The organism is Streptomyces sp. NBC_00223 (genome assembly GCF_036199905.1).
GTDB lineage: Bacteria > Actinomycetota > Actinomycetes > Streptomycetales > Streptomycetaceae > Actinacidiphila.
Map to the genome: position 1 here is coordinate 3723066 of NZ_CP108109.1, position 18034 is coordinate 3741099.

Below are 18034 nucleotides of genomic sequence, written 5' to 3' on the forward strand. Positions count from 1 at the left end.
GCCCGAAGGAGTCCGCATGACCACCACGCCCGCGCCGTCCGCGCCGTACCCCGTCCTCTCCCGTCAGCCCCTCGGAGACGCCACCACCCACCACATCCGTGCCGGCTACCGCCACCGCACCACAGTCGAGTACTTCAGCGACACCACGCACGAAGGCATCACCTGGCAGCCCGACGTCTACCCCTACGCGGCCACCCTCGCCGAACACGCCGACCTCGACACCCTCATCGACCTCGGCTGCGGACGCGCCGGCAAGCTCGCCGCACTGGCCACCGAACGCCCCCACTGGACGTACATAGGCGTCGACTTCGCCGACAACCTCACCTGGTGCCGCGAAAACCACCGCTTCGGACAGTGGATCGACGCCGACCTGGAGAAGACCGAACAACTCCCCATCGACTCCGCGCTCCTGCGATGCTCCGTCGTCATCTGTTCCGACGTCATCGAGCACCTTCTCGACCCGCTCCCTCTCCTCGCCCTCACTCACAAACTTCTGTCCGACGGCTGTCCCACCGCCGTGTTCTCCACCCCGGCCCGCGAGTTCCGCAGCGGTTACGACGCCTCCGGGCCACCCCGTAACCCCAGCCACGTCCGCGAATGGGCCAGCGACGAGTTCCAAGCCCTCCTGCGCTCCCGCGGTTTCGAGATCCGCTACGCAGGGGTCACCCGAAGCGACGACGCCTCCAACGGCCTGTCCACCCAGCTCGTCACCTTCGGCCTGCCCAAGGTCCGACGATGACCGCGCCCGCAGGCTCGGGTACCTCCTGCCTCCGAGTCGTCCACCTGCCCGCCCGAACCCCTTACGCGCGCAAGCTGCGTGGTCTCGGCATCCACGGCCTGAACAACGCCTCCGAGCCCGCTGAGATCCGCCCCGGTCTCGTCGTCCCCGCCGACGTCACCGCCTCCTGGATTCTCGACCGCACACCGCTGGACTGGCTCGACGTCCTCCACCTCCACCACATCGACCTGGAGACCCCGGCCGTCCTGGAGCGCCTCCTCGACGTCTGCGCCGGCGCCGGTGTCCGCGTGGTCTTCACCGCGCATGACACCCGCCCAATACTCGACGGCGACGACAGCAAAGCCGACGCCTTCATCGCTCGCCTGCGTCTGCTTCTCACCGCGAACGTCCCCTGTGTCTGCCTCACCGAAGGCTCCCGCGCCGATCTCGCCGACCTGCTGGGCACCGAGCCTCCCGCCACCGTCATCCCGCACGGCTACGTCGTACCGCCCGATGCCCTCCGTCACCGTGAACGGCTCCCCGGCGCCGGGGTACGCACCCTCCTCTACGGGGCCACCCGCGCCAGCCGCGACCAGCTCGCGCCGGTCATCAACTGGTCACTCGCCACCACGAACCCCGCCCACACCCTCCATCTCCTCCTCCGTGCCGCCAGCCCTGCCGATTTCGCCGGCACTGCCCCCAGCCCGTTGCCCGTGATCGCGGACACCGCCCGCCGAGACCCGCGCGTCCGGGTCACGATGCGCCCTTACCCCACCGACGCCGAGGTCGTGGAGGCCGCCCTTGCCAGCGACCTCCTGCTGCTCCCCTACCTCTGGGGCAGCCACTCCGGCCAACTGGAACTCGCCTTCGACCTCGGCCTCATCCCGGTCTGCTCCCGCGTCGGCCATCTCCCCGAACAGCACCGCCTGCACCAACAGCACGGCCAAGCCATCCCCGAACCCGAATGGTTCGACTGGAGCACCGGCCACCCCAACCTCTTCGGCGAACGCTTCCTGACCGCCCTGGAATCCGCGATCGCCCGTGCGGCGGTCACCCCCCGCCGCCTCGACCACGACTTCCTCGACTACCGCGCCCAAGAGCACCAACAGGTCCTCAGCGCCCACCGCGCACTTTACGAAGGCGGCGACCGATGACGGACTCGCCGCTGCCCCGGATCTCCTGCGTGATCCTCTGCCACAACTACGGCCGCTACCTCGACCGCGCCATCACCAGTTGCCTGCAACAGGAACCCGGCCGCTACACCCTCCACGAGATCCTCGTCATCGACGACGGCTCCACCGACGACACCCCAGAGATATGCCGTCGGCACCAGGGACACGTCCGGGTCATACGCCGCACCCGGCGCGGGTTCGCCCAGACGCTCACCGACGCCGTGCTCTTCGCCGACGGGGACTGGATCGCGTTCCTCGACGCCGACGACTGGTTCCACCCCGCCAAGCTCCGCACCTGCGCCGACTCCATCACTCCCAGCCGCCTCCTGATTGACCACTGGGAGACCGTCGTCGGCCCCGACGGCAGCCCGCTGCTGCCCGAGCCCCATCCCGGCGGCAACACCAGCACCCTCCTCGTACGCCTTGACGCCGCGCGCACCCTCCTTCCCGTCACCAACGAGATCCACTTCCACGCGCTGCGCGACGCCGGCCACGGCCACACCCTGACCGAGTCTCTCGTGAACTACCGGCTCCACCCGGCGAGCATGACCGACCGGACTCTCAACGGCTCCTCCCAGCACTACCGCGCCGACGTGTGCACAGACCTCGCGCGCCAACTCACCGCGCCCACGGCCGCCCCGCCCCCTTGGGCCACCGCAGCCACTCTGCGCCGCATCGCCCACTGCTACCGCGCCCGCGGCGCCGGACACCGCGTCGAAGCCCACCTTCAGCAAGGCCACCGAGCCCGAACGCCTCGCCCTCTGGGCGCGATGCTCCACCACACCCTCCGTGGTCGCGCCCCGCTGGCAACCTGGCTCCGCACCCTCGCCAGCGTCACCCGCGACCGACCGCTCGCCCCGCCCCCACCAGCACTGGCCATCGGCCCGGTCCCGGCGGTTGCTCCGCCGCCCACCCGGCAAAACGCAATGTGATCATGCAAACGCGGCGCGACATCCCGCGATGCTAAAATCGCCTGTTCCCCATACCCACCGGCCACACCAGCCGACAGACCCAGGAGCGTAACGACGCCATGAGCCGTCTCAGCGAGTCCGTAGTCCGCGCCATGGAGATCCTCAAGGGATCGGACCTGGCCGCGGACTATACGGTCGCCCGGCTCCTGGAAGAGACCTATAGCCGCCGCTCCCTGGACCTGTCCGACCTCTCCCCGGCCGAGCAGGCCGCGCTGGTCGAAGACCGCGCGATCAACGTCATCCCCTCCGCGTCCGGGCTCGCGGAGAAGATCACCGCCGCCCAGGCGGCGGGCCGACCGCTCGTGGTCAAGTACGGCATCGACCCGACGTCCCCGGACGTCCATCTGGGCCACTCGGTGCCGATCATCATCGCCTCGCGGTTTCAGCGGATGGGCCACCACGTCGTCTTCATCATCGGCGACGTCACCGCCAAGATCGGCGACCCGTCCGGCCGCTCCTCCGAGCGCCCGCCGCTCACCGACGCCGACATCGCCCACAACCTCAGCGGTTACCAGCAGCAGGTCACGCCGTTCATCGACTTCGAACGCGCCGACCTGCGCTTCAACGGCGAGTGGCTGAACAAGGTCAGCCTCCCCGAACTGGTGAACATCCTGGCGCATGTCCCGGTCTCGATGACCCTCCAACGCGATGACTTCCGCAACCGCCTCGCCGCCGGCGACGGCCTGTCGGTCGCCGAGTTCGTGTACTCCGTCGTCATGGCCCTCGACTCCGTGGCCATCAGCGCGGACGTCGAACTCGGGGGCGTGGACCAGCTCCTCAACCTCCAGATGTGCCGCAAGGTCATGGAGATCCGCGAGCAGACACCCGAGGTCATCATCACCACCCCGCTCATCGAAGGCACCGACGGCACCGGCTCCAAGATGAGCAAGTCCAAGGGCAACTACGTCGGCCTCTCGTCCTCCCCGGACGAGATCTTCGGCCGCCTGATGTCCATCCCCGACCACCTCGTCGAGCCCTACCTCAAGCAGCTCACCGAGTGGACCGACGAGGAGATCACCACCGTCGCCGGGCGCCTGGCCGACGGCACCGCGCACCCCATGGCCGTCAAGCGCATCCTCGCCGGCGAGGTCACCGCCACCCTCCACGGCCTGAAGGCCGCCGAGGCCGCCCGCGCCGAGTTCACCGCCCGCTTCTCCAAACGGACCTTCGGCGACACCCAGAACCTCCCGACCGTCTCCCTCAAGGAGCACGCCGGGACCACCCTAGGCGCCCTGTTGACCCAGGTCCTGGGCTTCGCCCCCAGCAACTCCGCGGCCCGCCGCGTCGCCGCCCAGAACGGCCTCCGCCTCATCGCCGAGACCTCGGACGTCGAACAGCAGACCACCCAACTCGGCGAGGACACCATCCAGCAGCCGCTGTCCGCCCTCGTCGACGCGGCCGACACCGCCGGGGAAGCCACCTTCTACCTCAAGGCCGGCCGAAAGATCGCCCGCATCGACGCGTGACCCGAGGTGGTGGTGGGGCCGGCAGGCTCCACCACCGAATCCTTCAGGACGTTGACGTCCAGGGTCCAAGGCATCGTCGGCACCTCCGGTGCAAGCCCACCCACCTTGCTGGTGGTTCGGTGCGACACCACCGCGTCTACCGGCTCGCGTCAGTGGGACCGCACAGTCGGCTTCACGACGTGTCAATCAAGGTCGAGGAAGACTTCGGCGGCCGGATGAGGCCAGGGGAGGGCTTCGTATCCGCTGACTTGCTGCTCGATGTGGGCCTTGGCCGCCGCGATCAACACTGCGGCGTCATGGACGACACCCCCGTGCGTTCGGCGACGCCCGTCGTGCACGGTGTCTCACTTGCTCTTCTTGCTTTGCCGAGTAGTGGACCCCTGCTCCTTGCTACCGAAGCCCTGGAACTTGCTGTTCCAGAGAGGCTGGTAGCCGACGCGCAGTCCGTTCTCGCCCAGGTCAGCGTGCACATCCGGCAGCAGTAGGGCCCGGAACCGGAACTCGGCGATGGGGAGACCGCCTTCGGCTATGGAGGTCCGGTGCTGCTTGAGGCGGCTGTACAGGGGGTACTTCTCTTGGACCTTCTCGCCGGTGGAGCTGTTGCTGGAGAGGGGAGAGGGGCAGATAAAGCTCCACGGTCGCGCCCCGGTAGTAGAGGGCGTACAGCCCGGAGCCTCCAAAGCGCGGGATCTCCTGGGTCATGGAGACCAAGGGCTGGCGCTCGAAGGTCTCGCAAATGGTGTTCGCTATCTGCTCGGTCGACAGCGGGTCGAACGACGCGGGGGTGTACTCGGTGGGCATGGCTTCCTGCTCGGTCGTGGGCGGATACACACCGTCGGGGACGCCTCGGGGCTGTGGGATGGGCGCCGGAGAGCGACTGGCGGCCCTCACTCGTCAGCGTCGACGACGTCATCCACGGTCATCTCCTCGGGCGAAGCCTCGGGGACGGCCTCAATCACATCGCCAGACCGGTAGTACCGCCACGCGCTCTTGTACTCGCTTGGCGCGTCGGCGTACATGATCACGTAGCCCATGAGCACCGTGACCTGCCACACCTCGGGAAGCGCCGCCGAGACAAGCTGGAACGCGCCGTCGGCGGACAGTTCACCCTCCGGGACTGTCACCGCTGTTTGCTTAGAGCCCGGAGGTTCGGCGTACCGGAAGTTGTAGCGGAGCCCAGCCTTGAGTGTCTTCAGGAAGGCGTGCAGCGTGGTCTCGCCGGGAGTGAGCCCATCGACGCCCTTGCCCAGGTCTATCGGGTACAGAACGTCGAAGTGGTTCTTCTTCAGGATCGTAGTGTCGCGCTGCCGCCCGGGGTCCTTGTTCCCGAAGCCGTTGTTGTTCCACGGGATGCTGCCCATCTCCTTGTGGCGGCTGATGAGCAGCTGCTCCGGCGCGAGCGCGGAGAAGTCCTCGGCGACGTAGAGGCAGGAGAAGGTGACGTCGGCGAGATCGATGTTGCACCGGCCCGAGAGCTTGCGCAGGTGGTTGCCGAGCCGGGCGGGCAGGCTCTTGTCTGCCTTGCCGACGTAGACGAACTCGCCACGTAGGTAGAGCTGGTACACCCCGGGCCGCTCATCGAGCACGGCGAGGCTCTCCTCCGCCAATGGCGCCCGTCCGAGTTGGGACAGCGCGGCGGCCAGCTGGTCACCGAGTGCCCTGGTGATGCTCAGTCGGAAGTCGTCGTGGTAGGTGCTCCAGGCATTCGGCCCACCCGCCTGCGTCATTCGCGTGCTCCTTCTGCGGCGCTGATCACCAGGAACCCTATGGTTTCACTCACTCCAAGGCGACTCGTTCGTGTGAAATGGCCCCATGATCACCAACTCCGCGGTACAGTTCTTCAATGGTTGACCTGCCAGAAGACACGAAGAAGCCTCGCACCAGTGTTGAGCTGTTCGCGGGTGGTGGTGGCCTTGCCATGGCGGTCCACCAGGCGGGCTTCCGCCCGCTGCTCTTCAATGAATTCAACAACCGGGCGTGCGAGACCCTGGTGGCCAGTGCGCGGAAGACCCTCGGAGTCGACGGCCTCCTGCGCGCCGAGGGGACCAGGCCGGAGCCCCCGGAGCCGGGGCGGCCCGCTCCCCTCTACCCGGGGGACGTGCGGGATCTCGACATGAGTGCTCTTGAGGGGAAGGTGGATGTCCTCGCTGGAGGGCCGCCCTGCCAGCCGTTCAGCGCCGGGGGCGTCGCCAAGGGGGACGAGGACAAGCGCAACATGTTCCCGGCCATGTTCAAGGCTGTCCGCGAGATCCGGCCGAAGGCCGTGATCTGCGAAAACGTCCTGGGCCTTCTACGCCCGTCATTCGCGGATTATTTCCAGTACATCCAGAACGAGCTGCGGCTCCCGTTCGAGAAGCGAGACAGTGAGGCCAGATGGCAGGACCATGACTCCCATCTGGCCGGCATCCTCGGCAAGCTGTCCGACGAGGACAGCGACCCCGACCACTACAAGGTGGTGGTGGTGCAGGTCAACGCCGCCGACTACGGTGTCCCACAGGTTCGGAACCGGATCGTCATCGTGGCCTTCCGGGCCGACCTCAGCGTCGACGTCCCGGCGTTCGAGAAGTACGTCACGGAGCAGAGGTTCTCCGAGGCCGCCCTGTTCCGCTCCATGCGAGATGGCACGTACTGGGATCGCCACGACGTACCGGGCCACGTGCGCGACCGCGTCCGGGCACGCCTGCCCAAGGTGATCAAGGAAGACGACTGCTACCCCTGGCGCACGTTGCGCGACGCCGTCATGGGCCACGGGACGGACGACGAGCTTCCCGCGCTGCCGAAGATCGACCTGAGCCGCCTCAGGGAGAAATTCGATTTCGGCAAGGAGATCGGCGTCGTCGACCACATCGGCTGGCCCGGCGCACGGATCTACAAGGGCCACACCCCCAATGAACTGGACCGGCCCGCGAAGACGGTCAAGGCCGGTGTACACGGCGTGCCCGGTGGTGAATCCGTGATGCTGCTGGACGACCGGGTCCGCGACCGCGAGTCGCCCGACGGTTGGAGGTACCTGCACCGCTACATGACCGTTCGCGAGGCCGCCCGGGTGATGACGTTCCCCGACGAATGGCTCGGGGCCGGCCCCCGTGGAGAGCAGATGCGCCAGTTGGGCAATGCGGTCCCGGTCGTGCTTGGAGAGTTCTTCGCCAACGCCGTCGCCGACGCCCTTTCCGCGGCGGGACACTGAGGTCATGGCGCAGGCGGAGGACGGGGGGCGATGGAAAGCTCAACTGCCCCCGGAGCGGGCGTACAAACGGCGTGCTGGCGCGGTGGCACCAGCGCTTGAGCAGGATCGCGCGGCTGGAGGTCGGAACCGGCGCAGCGTCAGCCTGGACGACGGCCGCTACGCGCGGGCGTCGATCAGCCTGCGACTGTATCGACGCACCCGACGCATCAGAGCCTATCTGCGCTGGTCCCAGGACGGCCGAACACAGGAGCGCTACGTCTGCGAAGTGGAGCACGACTCCCGCCGGCGTAACCTGGCCGAGGCATGGCGGCGCGCGTGGGACAAAGGGCTGGTGACGCTGGAACCGCTGCCGCCGGAGTCGACCGCGTCCTCGCCGGAGGTTCGTGCCTCCATGCGCGCCAACCGTGGCAAGGACACCAGGCCCGAACTCGCGCTGCGGAGCCTGCTCCACCAGCGCGGCCTGCGCTACCGCGTCGACGCCAAACCCCTTGTCGATGTCCGGCGCAAGGCAGACGTGGTCTTTCCCGTCGACAGGGTCGCCGTGTTCGTGGACGGCTGCTACTGGCACGGCTGCCCCGATCACTACCGCCCAGCGGTCAAGAACGCGGTCTTCTGGCGCGAGAAGATCGAGGGCAATCGTGCCAGGGACGCAGAGACCAACACGAAGCTGCTAGAGGCCGGTTGGACGGTCATCCGGGTCTGGGAACACGACGACCCCGCGCTGGCGGCGGAACGAATCGACCGACAACTCCATGAGCTACGCGGCGTCCCCACCGATGGAGACTCCACAGCAGTCTGATCCCGACATCGCCTCGCCGAGGCTGGTACTCGGCCTCGGCGAGCACGCCCATGGACGGGATGACCACGCTGAAGCCGTCGTAGGTGAGTTCTCCAACAGGCGGTCCGAGATAACCGCGCCCAGTTGTCAGTGCCGTGCGGTATCTCTTGGGAGGGTTGGACGATCGGACGTCCTCGAGAACCACATTTCGGACGGGAGCAGCGCTTTGACAGCCAACGCCGAGGAGACATCGTTGGAAGAGGTCGACCTCACGCCCACTCCTCAGTTGCTGGAGGCGTTGGGGGACATCCCCTACAAGCCGTGGCAGTGCCTGGCGGAGCTGATCGACAACTCCTTCGACGACTTCCTGTCGGACCCGGACCGCGGTGAGCAGCGCGAGGTCTGGATCACTCTGCCCAAACCCACCGACGACGATCCGATCGTTGGCCTCCTAGACAACGGGCGTGGCATGAGCCTAGAGGCGCTACAGAGCGCGGTGAAGGCCGGTTACAGCGGCAAACGGCGCTACGGCAGCCTCGGCCTGTTCGGCATGGGCTTCAACATCGCCACGGCCCGGCTGGGGAACCGTACCGAGGTGCGGACCACGCGGGCGGGCGACGCGGACTGGCTGATCGTGGAGATCGACCTGCGCCGCCTAGCGCGGAACGACAGCTTCAGGGCCCCCCTTCGCCGAGAGCCCAAGCAGGACGTCTCCGACCACGGCACCGAGGTGATCGTCCGCCATCTGCGCACCGAGATCGCCGACGATCTGAAGAAGGCCAACCGGCACACCTCCGTCCGCGCCGACCTGGGCCGGGTCTACTCATACCTCTTGCGCGGTGAGAACCCGGTGCCGGGCGTTCCGGACGGTCCGATGGCGGGCCGCGGCTTCCGGCTGAAGGTGAACGGGAAGACCGTCTCGCCGAGGCTCCCCTGCGTCTGGTCCGCGTCGCGGACGGTAACCCGACAGGGGCGGGAGATCGCCGCCGTCAGGCCGGTCGACATCCGACTGGCTTCGGCGTTGGCGTGCATGAAGTGCGGCCACTGGCAGAGCCCGGATCTCGCCTTGGACCAGTGCGCCCAGTGCGACAGCGACGACATGCAGCTGCGCGAGCGCCGCATCCACGGTTGGTTCGGAGTTCAGCGCTACCTCGACGAAACCGACTACGGGATCGACTTCCTGCGCAACGGCCGAAAGATCAGGATCGGGGACCGCTCCCTGTTCTCCTGGGAGAACCCGGATGACGGGTCACAGGTCTCGGAGTACCCGGTGGACATCCCCGCCACTCAGGGCCGGATCGTGGGCGAGATCCATCTCGACCACGTCCCGGTGGGCTACCAGAAGACCGACTTCAACCGGGAGAGCCGCGACTGGCGGCAGGCGGTCATCGCCCTTCGAGGCGAGGGGCCGATGCGCCCGAAGAAGGCCGTCGCCCTGGGCTACCCGTTGAACGCCTCCCCTCTGGGCGAGATCTTCAAGGGGTACCAGGAGAACCGCCCGGGCGCCGGGTGCCTGATTCCCGGCAACGGGAGTGTGGCCGTCCATGACGCGGCCCGAGAGTGGGGCGTGAAGTTCCACTCAGGCCGTCACCCCGAGTTCCTCTCGGACGAGATCTGGTACCAGGCAGTCCTGGCACACGACGAGGCCCGCGACAGCGGGGGAACCCCAACGAGGCCGACTGGCCCCGATGGGGCCGGCAACCCCACATTGACAGGGCGCACCGGGCTGACCCCGCTGGGCGGCGCCTCAACCGGTGGGACCAGCCTGGGCGGCGAGTCGCCGGTACCGCAACCCGCCCCACCATCGGCGCCCGTGGAGACCGAGGAGCAGCGCTTCGAGCGCTACCGCGCCGACGCCCGCCAGGTCTTCGATCTGACGGGAGAGGTGACCTTGCCCCGACTTGGCCGCAGGGCCGTGACGGTCTTCGACACGCCGACACCCCTGCTGGACGACCATGAGCGGCAGGTTCCCTCGCTGGCCCGTATGGGCAAGGGCGTGAAGTTGGAAGTGTTCGTCCACGGCGAGCATCCGGTGTTCCGCGAGTACGGACGCGACCCCCGTGACTACGCGCTGATGGAAATTGCACAGACCCTGCACGCGTTCGAGCCGGACGGGCAGAAGGTCACGGCGGTCGCCGCCGAGGTCACCCGACAATTCCCCGACCAGCGGGTGACCGAGTCGGCGCTGCGTGATCGTGCCGACTCCCTGCTGGGCCGCGTGCGCGAACTGATGACACCGATCGTGGGACCGATGGCCGGAGACTTGTGGGACGCGCTCCCGGAGAGGATAAGGCTACGCGCTGAGCAGGACGCCGGCAGGGCCGACGCATCCCTGGATTGGCCCACCGTCGTCAAAGACGGGGCCTTCGTCGCCCACCTCGACGCCACCGGAATCGCGGCCGTCGTCCGGACGCGGCCGGCGGACTTCCTTGACGGGACGGTGTTCACAACGTCCTGGAGCGGCTGGTCGGACAGCGCGGTCAAGGAGCGACAGGTCACGCAGACCGTGCGGCCGCTAGAGGTGGTCGGCGAGTTCCTGGCCGACCCCGGGGGGAAGACACGGCTGGAGCTGTCCTTGGCACGCATCACCTTCGACATGCTCGAACGCAGCGTCGCCGGGCCGGTGTGAGCGTTGACCGCATCGTTCATGGCACCAGACTTCCTCCGCGCGGTAGGACCGTTCGGCTTCACCCGTCAACTGGAACGCCTGGCGCTGCACCTCGGCTTCACCAACGTCGTCAACATCGACGGCGCGAACGACCAGGGCGGTGACATCCTCGCCACCCGCGAGGGACATCTATGGGTGTTCCAGGCCAAGTGGAAGGCCGGCGCGGCAGTGCCGCCCACCGCCATCGATGAAGTCCTGGAGGCCAAAGCCCATTACGGCGCCGATCAGGCTGTCGTGGTCACCAACAGCCGCTTCGGGCCGACCATCCGAAAACGCCGCGACAGTCTCGCCGCCGTCGGCATGCGAGTGGAATTGTGGTCAGGCCAGGAACTGGCTGATCTCTACGCCGATGACCGGTTCACCGCCACCCGGCTCCCCGCCCGCTCGCTGCGCCCCTACCAGGACGAAGCCCTGCGGGCGACACTCGGCGATCTGGACAGCGCAGACCGGGCCCTGTTGGTGCTGGCCACGGGCCTGGGTAAGACGGTCGTCGGCGGAGAGGCCATCGACCGCCATTTGCGCGACCGCCCCCAGGACAAGGTCCTGGTCGTCGCGCCCGCCAAGGACTTGGTGGAGCAGCTCGAACGGGCTCTGTGGCATCACCTGCCCAAGACGGTCCGCACTCAGCTCCTGACCGGAGATCACCGTCCTGACGACCTGCGTGGTGTCACCTGCGCCACCACCACCAGCGCACTCGGCTACGCCCTCGCCGGCTATCGCCCCGCGCTAGTCATGGTCGACGAGGCGCACCACGTCGCCGAGGACGGGCAACTGGCCGAGCTTCTCGATGTCCTCGACGCCAGCCGCCAGTTCGGGGTCACGGCCACCCCCTGGCGCGGTGACCGTTTCGACATCCGCAAACGCTTCGGCGAGCCCAGCTACACCCTTGGCATTGAGGACGGTATGAAGCTGGGCTACCTGTCCGAGGTCCGCTATCGGCTCTACGCGGACAACATCGACTGGGACTTCGTCCGCGGCGTCAGCGACCACAGCTACTCGATCAAGGACCTCAACGCCCGCCTGTTTCTTCCCGAGCGGGACGAAGGTGTGCGCGAGGAATTGATGGAGGTCTGGGCGCGCACCCAGCAGCCCCGCGCCATCGTCTTCTGCCGCACCGTGGAACACGCTGAACGCCTCGCCACTCTTCTCGCGGAGGTGCCGCAGTGGCGCGGAGCGCTCGCCGTGCACGCGAACCTGACCAAGCGGGAGCGCCAGTCCCGGCTGATGAGCTTCCGCAGCGGGAAGACCCCGATCCTGACCGCCGTTGACATCCTCAACGAGGGCGTCGACGTCCCCGACGTGAACATCCTCTGCTTCGCCCGGGTCACACACAGCCGCCGGATCTTCGTCCAGCAACTCGGCCGCGGCCTACGCCTGCGCCCGGGAAAGTCGCACGTCGAGGTCCTGGACTTCGTAAGCGACATCCGCCGTGTGGCCGCTATCTTGAACATCCGCCAGCAGATCGCCGAAGACGAAGTCGAGACCTTGCGCCTGGCGGAGCGCGGAACGAGCTTCGACTTCGCGGACCAGCGCGCGGAGAGCCTGATGCGCGAGTGGATCAAGGACGCGGCCAGTCTGGAAACCTCGCCGGAGGAGAGTCGCCTCCAGTTTCCCGACCCGGCCGCTTTTGGGGGATGAGGTAGCGATGGGTGACATTGACGAGGAGATCCGCCGCGAGGTGATCGCCGAGGTCTACCGGCAGGTCGACGACCTCGACTGGGACGGCATGGCCGCCCGGGAGCGCTCGGAGCTGTACGTGCGCTGGATCGATGACCCGCTCGTCGGCGGCAAGCTGACGCGCTTCATCGAACGCGACCGGGTCCGCGTGTGGATCAAAGACGGGCCGATCAAGGAACTACCTCGGGCCCGCTACGGCATCGGCCCGTACGCGCAGTTCGCGGTGAGCCGCTACCCCGGAATGGAGGAGATCGCCCATCAAGCTATCGGCCCGGACTGGCTCGCCGATCCGGACACAGTGGACGTCAAGCCCAACCGCTGCCTGGTTCGGGGGCCGGGACCGAAAATGCTGATGATCTGGGGGCCGGCCGCCAAGCTCGCCGACCTCGTCTGGGCCGGCATCAACGCTCGTGTGGATGGCGGAGCGGAACCACTCATCGTCGTCACCTCCCCCCAGGGAACGCGACTCAGCGAGGGTGAGATGCACCGGCACCGTCTCCTCGCCAAGGTGCCGGGCATCGAACTGCGCCACATCACTTTGAGGCTCAAGCGAGTGTGACGGAGACGTCGCACCGGAGTCGCACGTGTGTTGGCCTCGGGCGTCTGGTCCTGCTGCGCGGATGCCCAGTGCGGGACACTGGCCCGCTGCTACGCCAACACGGCCAGGAACCTGTCCGGTTCGACAGCCAGCGAGTCCGCAGACCACCCGAGGGGTGTCGGAGGGTTGCAGTTAGGGTTGCATTCACTCCCGTTCAGCGGCGTCCGGCCGTCGGCCAACGAGCCACTCCATCGCAGCTCAGAACGCTGACGGACTCACCCGAACGCCCCGACGAACAGTTGGAAAGCGTGTTGGGGGCAACCCCTCACGAGTTCGAATCTCGTATCCTCCGCCAGTGCCTCACCGGGCACGACGTTGATGGCCCCCGCTGCGAGCAGCGGGGGCCATCAATGCGTGTGGACTGCCCGTGCGCCCGTCTCTTCGACCGGCCGTATGTTCCGTATGAAGCCGGCGTGAATCCTCTGCTCGCCGGAGTCGACGCCGCCCCCCGCTCGATTGTTCGGCCGGCCAAAACAGGAACACACTCGGCGGAGTCGCGCAGCAGGGCAGGCCCGGTCACCAGGCCGGGCTGGGCCGGCTGGAGCGGAGGATGACCATCGGCCCTCCTCACGTGGGGTTGTCCGAAAGGTAGAGCGTGGCGAGTCGGGGCAGTCGATGGTGCATCTGTTCGGCGTCGTCGAAGTCGAAGTCCTCGCCCATGTCCCTCTCGATACCCGCAATCTGCTCGGCCTTCGCACAAGGCTGGGCGTCCGAGTCGTACTGCTCCCAGGCTTGGTAGAAGTCCTCTTCGTCACCGGTGAGTTGCTCGAATGCCCGGGGGGCGACGTAGTTCACCTCCTCGTAGAAGAGGACGTAGTCCTCGCCCGCCTTTGCCGCTGCAGCGGCCAGCGGGTGTTCGGCGAGGCTGTCGGGGTCGGCGGCGACGCGCTCGTACCACGTACGTCCTTCGGCGATGATGCCCGCGCGGAAATCCGTGAAGCCGTCATCCGAGCAGCCCCCACCGATCAGGTACGCCGCCGCCCAGACGTCCCAGCGGTACAGAGCACCGTGGAGCTCGTCGAAACGCTCCTGGTATTCGAGCACCTCCCGTTCCGAACGGGCCGCGAGCAGATCGACCAGCGCCTCGTCGACGGTACCGGCCTGCGTGGCGCGAGAGCGCGCGGTCTCTACGAGCTGCCAGAAGGCGTCCGTCTCCATGACCCGGCACTCTGCCATCGAGGTCCGACAGAGCCCCCATGCGTCGCCGACCGTACGTGCCCCTCTGCCCACTCCCCAGCTCGGTGCTGCGACGCACGCGGGGGAGACCGCTGCCTGACGCGCCACCGGGAGCCCGACGCTGTGCACCACGTCCACGTTCCCCGTGTGCCGCCGCTGATCGCGGCGGAGGAGTGGGAGGAGCACGACGGCTGGAAGCCGGGGGAACCCCGCTGCCGGCCAGGAGCGATCCGACGCCGGGCCTCAGCTGCCGACGTTGCAGTGCCGTCCGGCGTGGGCCGGCACACGGGGTCCGAGGCCAACGAACAGGTCGTTCAGCTCTGCTTGCCTATATTTGGTCATCTATACGGTCAGCTATATGAGCGATGACTGGGAGATCGAGGTCGAACCGGAAGTCCGGCATCGGCTGGACAACCTGTCCGACCACGACTGTCTCGTCGCTGAGCATGCGGCTGAACGTCTGCTCGACGCGCCGACCACCCTGTCCGATCCGTATGCGCGACACCTGGGTAACGGCTTACGCGAACTCCGGTTCAGCCTCCGCCACGACGGCAACGCCGTCCGTCTGACGCACTGGCTCGCCCCCGACCGCCGGATCGTGCTGCTGACCGAGTTCCGCAGGACGCGAATGCGGGAGGATGCGGAAGTGGATCGCGCCACGCAGGCCAGGAAGCTGTGCGAAGCCGAGGAGCACACCGCGCACGAAGAGTTCACTCGCGATGTCATGAAGGGAGAAGGACCATGAACCACACCCAGTGGAAGCTCGCCCGCGAGCGCAAGGCTGCGGAAGGCTACGCCGAGCCTCCTGAGGTGGAAGCGATGCGCACCGAGATCCGGATGGCCTTCGATCTCGGACAAGCGGTGTACGACCGCCGGACCGAGCTGGGTATCTCCCAGACCGAGCTGGCCAGGCGAGCCCGTATGACGCAGCCCCAGGTGTCGAAACTCGAACTCGGCGGCACCGTCCCGACCCTTCCGCTCCTTGCCCGGCTCGCCGAGGCACTCGACGCGTCGCTCAACATCGCTCTCGACGGTGACACCTCCACCGTCGAGTTCATCGCGCACGCCGCCTGAGGGCCGGTCTCATTCCTGGTCTCGTCCGACGGCGTCCAGCCGCGTCCGACTAACTTTCTGCCGAGCGTTCCGTCGCAGGTCAGGTCACCAATGCTCGCTCACGTACCGCCTCGAGACCCGTTGGAAAGCGTATTGGGGGCAACCCCTCACGAGTTCGAATCTCGTATCCTCCGCACCGGTTCACCAGCCGAGACATCGGCCCCGACTGCCAAGCAGTCGGAGTCGACGTCGTCAGAGGGGTGCGGTTTTAGTTGCAGTCCCCAAGACCAACCGCTGGGACGAACCCACCAGCGATCGATCGTTGGACTGAGCCCACCGCCAGGGAGCGGACCGCGCCGCGGTACCGAGAGCGCGGAGCAATCGAAACCACGCCCCAAGGAAACCCGCGGTTGGCGGATGCGACGCCCGTCCACCCTCGCGGAGCACCTTCACGATTCGCCAGCGGCGCTGCTCTGCCTCGCGGCCCATCGGCAGGCCCTGAAGCCAAGTAGCATTATCTGCTTGAGGTGACGGGTCCTCAGCCGATCCGCGGTGAGAAGGTAGGGGAACGTGGCAGCTGAGCCGATGCCCACGAAGCCGATCAGTCCGGCCGCATACGGTGCGCTTGAAACCGCCCTCAAGCATATTTTCTGGTACAAGAGCGACCTCGAGGGCTTCATCCGACGGTGGGCCAAGGGGTACCCGGGACTCCTCGCTGGCCTGGACTTCTCTGGTTACAAATGGCGGACCGCCGAGGAGTTCGTGGACCGGCTACAGGCGGACGAGGGGCAGTACGGCAAACTCGCGATCAGCCTCATGATCGAAGTTTCGGAGATGCCGAGCTTCCCCAAGCTCAAGCGGCACGAGGATGCCGACACGCTGATCGCGGAGGCCCGAGAAGCAGTAGCAGCACTGAAGAGCTGCATCGACAGGCACCGGGGTCTCATCGCGAACGAGGCCCGCTTCACGAGCGACCTGGCAGACCGCCGCGCGGCGGCCGAGAGCCGCCGCAGTTTTGCCCAGCGACTTTCGGAACTGAAGGACGAGTTCCTGCGCCTGGAGAGAGAACCCAACCGCCAGAAGGCTGGACGTGAGTTTGAGCCCTTCCTCAACCAGCTCTTCCGCTTGTTCGACCTGGACCCGCGGCTGTCCTACAGCCTGCCGTATGAGCAGATCGACGGTTCCATCACCTACGACACCGACGTTTACATCGTGGAGGCGAAGTGGTTGAAGGAGCCGGTTGAGGTTCATTACCTCGGCAGCTTCGTTGAGAAGGTGCGGCACAAGGGCAAGAACGCGCTTGGCTTGTACATCAGCGTGCACGGGTTCACGAAGGGCGCCAAGGAACGCTATGCCGAGGGGACGTGCTTCATCACGATGGAGGGCATCGACCTCTTTGCTGTGCTCGACGGGCACACCACGCTCGATGAGCTGCTGAGCCGCAAGAAACGACACGCCAACGACACCGGCAGCTGCTACTACCCAGCCTCATTGATGATGAGCGAGTGATCCGTTGCGACTCGCCCGTGACCTGCGGTCTGCGCTTCATTTGCTGAACGCTGCGGGCGACTGGGCCGGATCGATCGGATCAGCCGCAGTCGTCGCGGTGCAGGCTGCCGGGACGCAACGACTCGCTGCGCTCTGTCCATGCCTACGCATACGCTCGATCGGACAAACCCTGCTATGCGCGAGAGGCTGCCCGAGATGAGTGACGAGGACGGCCTGTCCCCTGAAGTGCGACGCATGATCGAAGAAGCCCAAGCCATGATGACGGAGGAGGTGTTCGAGGAAATGCTTCGAACCAAGGCCGCCGTCGAGCCCGACAACCTGGCCACGTTGCTGGATCTCGTGGCGATCGGCATCACCAACGGCACCTGGCGCAACAGTTGCATCGAGGGCTGGCATGCTGACGGGCGGCTGTCCGACGGCGACATGATGCGGATCAACAGCCACACCACCGATGCCATACGCCGGCGGCTGGCCAGGTGGACCACCGAGTGCGGCATCACCTCAGCCAACAGCACCTCACTGGCCAAGGTCGACGTAGAAGATGTGGATGCCTTCGCCATTCGCCTCTTCCGGTGGGTGACAAACCCCAAGCGTAGGCTCCCCATTGGGATCACGCTCGGCGAACTGGCACGCACCGCGAAAGACCTCAAAGAGTACGAAGACCACGCAGACCGCAGCCTCGGCGGATTCGCCGGACAAATGGAAGACAAGGGAGTCCGATTCGGCCTCCTCCGCACAGCCTGCCACGGTGCTCTCGCCTGCTCGAGTTGGTGGAAGCACCCTGCCTGGCCGGCTCTCGTCGAGCGTTATGTTTCCGTCCTCGACAGACCAACCGACCCGCACTGGGGCCCCGACGGCGAATGGCGCACGAAGCTTGGCGCCGAGCCGCACTCCGTACAAGACCGCGCCGCCTTGCGTACCGCGCTGTTGAAGGCCCCATGGAAGCTTGATGAAAGCGCTGCCGAGTGGATCACCAACTCCGGAATCCGGTACCTGTCCCACTGACCGGAAGCGCCGCCCTCGACGATATTCAACCAGTGATCGTGCGCACGCAGCGAACA

Annotated in this window: 16 protein-coding genes; 13 read left to right on the forward strand and 3 right to left on the reverse strand. The window is 67.0% G+C overall.

Annotated features, from left to right (window positions below; genetic code table 11):
* Positions 1-16 precede the first annotated feature (16 nt).
* From OHA30_RS15520 to tyrS, 4 genes are all read left to right on the forward strand, one after another.
* Positions 17-739: a class I SAM-dependent methyltransferase gene (locus OHA30_RS15520; RefSeq protein ID WP_328914426.1), complete on the forward strand. Its 723-nt coding sequence runs from the start codon at positions 17-19 to the stop codon at positions 737-739.
* Positions 736-1872, forward strand: coding sequence for a hypothetical protein (locus OHA30_RS15525; RefSeq protein ID WP_328914427.1), 1137 nt, complete (start codon positions 736-738; stop codon positions 1870-1872). The genes OHA30_RS15520 and OHA30_RS15525 overlap by 4 nt, the downstream gene beginning before the upstream one ends.
* Positions 1869-2822: a glycosyltransferase family 2 protein gene (locus OHA30_RS15530; RefSeq protein ID WP_328914428.1), complete on the forward strand. Its 954-nt coding sequence runs from the start codon at positions 1869-1871 to the stop codon at positions 2820-2822. Before OHA30_RS15525 ends, OHA30_RS15530 begins: the two co-directional genes overlap by 4 nt.
* Positions 2823-2920: 98 nt before the next feature.
* Positions 2921-4327: a tyrosine--tRNA ligase gene (gene tyrS, locus OHA30_RS15535; RefSeq protein ID WP_328914429.1), complete on the forward strand. Its 1407-nt coding sequence runs from the start codon at positions 2921-2923 to the stop codon at positions 4325-4327.
* A gap of 344 nt (positions 4328-4671) precedes the next feature.
* Here tyrS and OHA30_RS33990 read toward each other — a convergent pair whose 3' ends face one another.
* Together OHA30_RS33990 and OHA30_RS15545 are read right to left on the reverse strand one after the other, a co-directional pair.
* Entirely contained in the window at positions 4672-5007 is a 336-nt protein-coding gene (locus tag OHA30_RS33990) for an Eco29kI family restriction endonuclease (RefSeq protein ID WP_405785576.1), read from the reverse strand.
* A gap of 207 nt (positions 5008-5214) precedes the next feature.
* On the reverse strand, positions 5215-6054 hold the full coding sequence (locus tag OHA30_RS15545; protein ID WP_328914431.1) for a GIY-YIG nuclease family protein: 840 nt from the start codon (positions 6052-6054) through the stop codon (positions 5215-5217).
* Between the two features lie 116 nt (positions 6055-6170).
* Between OHA30_RS15545 and OHA30_RS15550 the strand changes: the two genes are divergently transcribed.
* The 5 genes from OHA30_RS15550 to OHA30_RS15570 all read left to right on the forward strand — a co-directional run bounded on the left by OHA30_RS15550 (position 6171) and on the right by OHA30_RS15570 (position 13196).
* Positions 6171-7514 carry a DNA cytosine methyltransferase gene (locus tag OHA30_RS15550; RefSeq protein ID WP_328914432.1) on the forward strand — a complete coding sequence of 448 codons (1344 nt, stop codon included), beginning with the start codon at positions 6171-6173 and terminating at the stop codon, positions 7512-7514.
* A 4-nt stretch (positions 7515-7518) separates the two neighbouring features.
* Entirely contained in the window at positions 7519-8313 is a 795-nt protein-coding gene (locus tag OHA30_RS15555) for a very short patch repair endonuclease (RefSeq protein WP_328914433.1), read from the forward strand.
* Between the two features lie 205 nt (positions 8314-8518).
* Complete coding sequence (locus tag OHA30_RS15560) at positions 8519-10921, forward strand: ATP-binding protein (RefSeq protein WP_328914434.1); 2403 nt, start codon at positions 8519-8521, stop codon at positions 10919-10921.
* An 18-nt stretch (positions 10922-10939) separates the two neighbouring features.
* Positions 10940-12598, forward strand: coding sequence for a DEAD/DEAH box helicase family protein (locus tag OHA30_RS15565; RefSeq protein ID WP_328914435.1), 1659 nt, complete (start codon positions 10940-10942; stop codon positions 12596-12598).
* A 7-nt stretch (positions 12599-12605) separates the two neighbouring features.
* Positions 12606-13196, forward strand: a complete 591-nt coding sequence (locus OHA30_RS15570; RefSeq protein ID WP_328914436.1) for a hypothetical protein — start codon at positions 12606-12608, stop codon at positions 13194-13196.
* Positions 13197-13802: 606 nt separating this feature from the next.
* On the opposite strand, the gene OHA30_RS15575 is transcribed toward OHA30_RS15570, so the two are convergent.
* Positions 13803-14393, reverse strand: a complete 591-nt coding sequence (locus tag OHA30_RS15575) for a DUF4240 domain-containing protein (RefSeq protein ID WP_328914437.1) — start codon at positions 14391-14393, stop codon at positions 13803-13805.
* A 376-nt stretch (positions 14394-14769) separates the two neighbouring features.
* On the opposite strand from OHA30_RS15575, the gene OHA30_RS15580 reads away from it, so the two are divergent.
* The 4 genes from OHA30_RS15580 to OHA30_RS15595 all read left to right on the forward strand — a co-directional run bounded on the left by OHA30_RS15580 (position 14770) and on the right by OHA30_RS15595 (position 17978).
* On the forward strand, positions 14770-15156 hold the full coding sequence (locus OHA30_RS15580) for a type II toxin-antitoxin system RelE/ParE family toxin (RefSeq protein WP_328914438.1): 387 nt from the start codon (positions 14770-14772) through the stop codon (positions 15154-15156).
* A complete protein-coding gene (locus OHA30_RS15585) occupies positions 15153-15485 on the forward strand; it encodes a helix-turn-helix domain-containing protein (RefSeq protein ID WP_328914439.1) in 333 nt (110 codons plus the stop codon). The genes OHA30_RS15580 and OHA30_RS15585 overlap by 4 nt, the downstream gene beginning before the upstream one ends.
* A gap of 549 nt (positions 15486-16034) precedes the next feature.
* Positions 16035-16973, forward strand: a complete 939-nt coding sequence (locus tag OHA30_RS15590) for a restriction endonuclease (protein WP_328914440.1) — start codon at positions 16035-16037, stop codon at positions 16971-16973.
* Positions 16974-17168: 195 nt separating this feature from the next.
* Positions 17169-17978 (forward strand): hypothetical protein, encoded by an 810-nt coding sequence (locus tag OHA30_RS15595; protein WP_328914441.1) that lies wholly within the window; start codon positions 17169-17171, stop codon positions 17976-17978.
* The last annotated feature ends 56 nt before the right edge of the window (positions 17979-18034 follow it).

Bases quoted from the DNA above. Each gene is read 5' to 3' on its own strand.
- OHA30_RS15580 (WP_328914438.1), top strand. From the start codon at position 14,770: ATGAGCGATGACTGGGAGATCGAGGTCGAACCGGAAGTCCGGCATCGG.
- OHA30_RS15585 (WP_328914439.1), top strand. From the start codon at position 15,153: ATGAACCACACCCAGTGGAAGCTCGCCCGCGAGCGCAAGGCTGCGGAA.
- OHA30_RS15530 (WP_328914428.1), top strand. From the start codon at position 1,869: ATGACGGACTCGCCGCTGCCCCGGATCTCCTGCGTGATCCTCTGCCAC.
- tyrS (WP_328914429.1), top strand. From the start codon at position 2,921: ATGAGCCGTCTCAGCGAGTCCGTAGTCCGCGCCATGGAGATCCTCAAG.
- OHA30_RS15595 (WP_328914441.1), top strand. From the start codon at position 17,169: ATGAGTGACGAGGACGGCCTGTCCCCTGAAGTGCGACGCATGATCGAA.
- OHA30_RS15555 (WP_328914433.1), top strand. From the start codon at position 7,519: ATGGCGCAGGCGGAGGACGGGGGGCGATGGAAAGCTCAACTGCCCCCG.
- OHA30_RS15565 (WP_328914435.1), top strand. From the start codon at position 10,940: ATGGCACCAGACTTCCTCCGCGCGGTAGGACCGTTCGGCTTCACCCGT.
- OHA30_RS15520 (WP_328914426.1), top strand. From the start codon at position 17: ATGACCACCACGCCCGCGCCGTCCGCGCCGTACCCCGTCCTCTCCCGT.
- OHA30_RS15545 (WP_328914431.1), bottom strand. From the start codon at position 6,054: ATGACGCAGGCGGGTGGGCCGAATGCCTGGAGCACCTACCACGACGAC.
- OHA30_RS15570 (WP_328914436.1), top strand. From the start codon at position 12,606: ATGGGTGACATTGACGAGGAGATCCGCCGCGAGGTGATCGCCGAGGTC.
- OHA30_RS15575 (WP_328914437.1), bottom strand. From the start codon at position 14,393: ATGGAGACGGACGCCTTCTGGCAGCTCGTAGAGACCGCGCGCTCTCGC.
- OHA30_RS15525 (WP_328914427.1), top strand. From the start codon at position 736: ATGACCGCGCCCGCAGGCTCGGGTACCTCCTGCCTCCGAGTCGTCCAC.
- OHA30_RS15550 (WP_328914432.1), top strand. From the start codon at position 6,171: ATGGTTGACCTGCCAGAAGACACGAAGAAGCCTCGCACCAGTGTTGAG.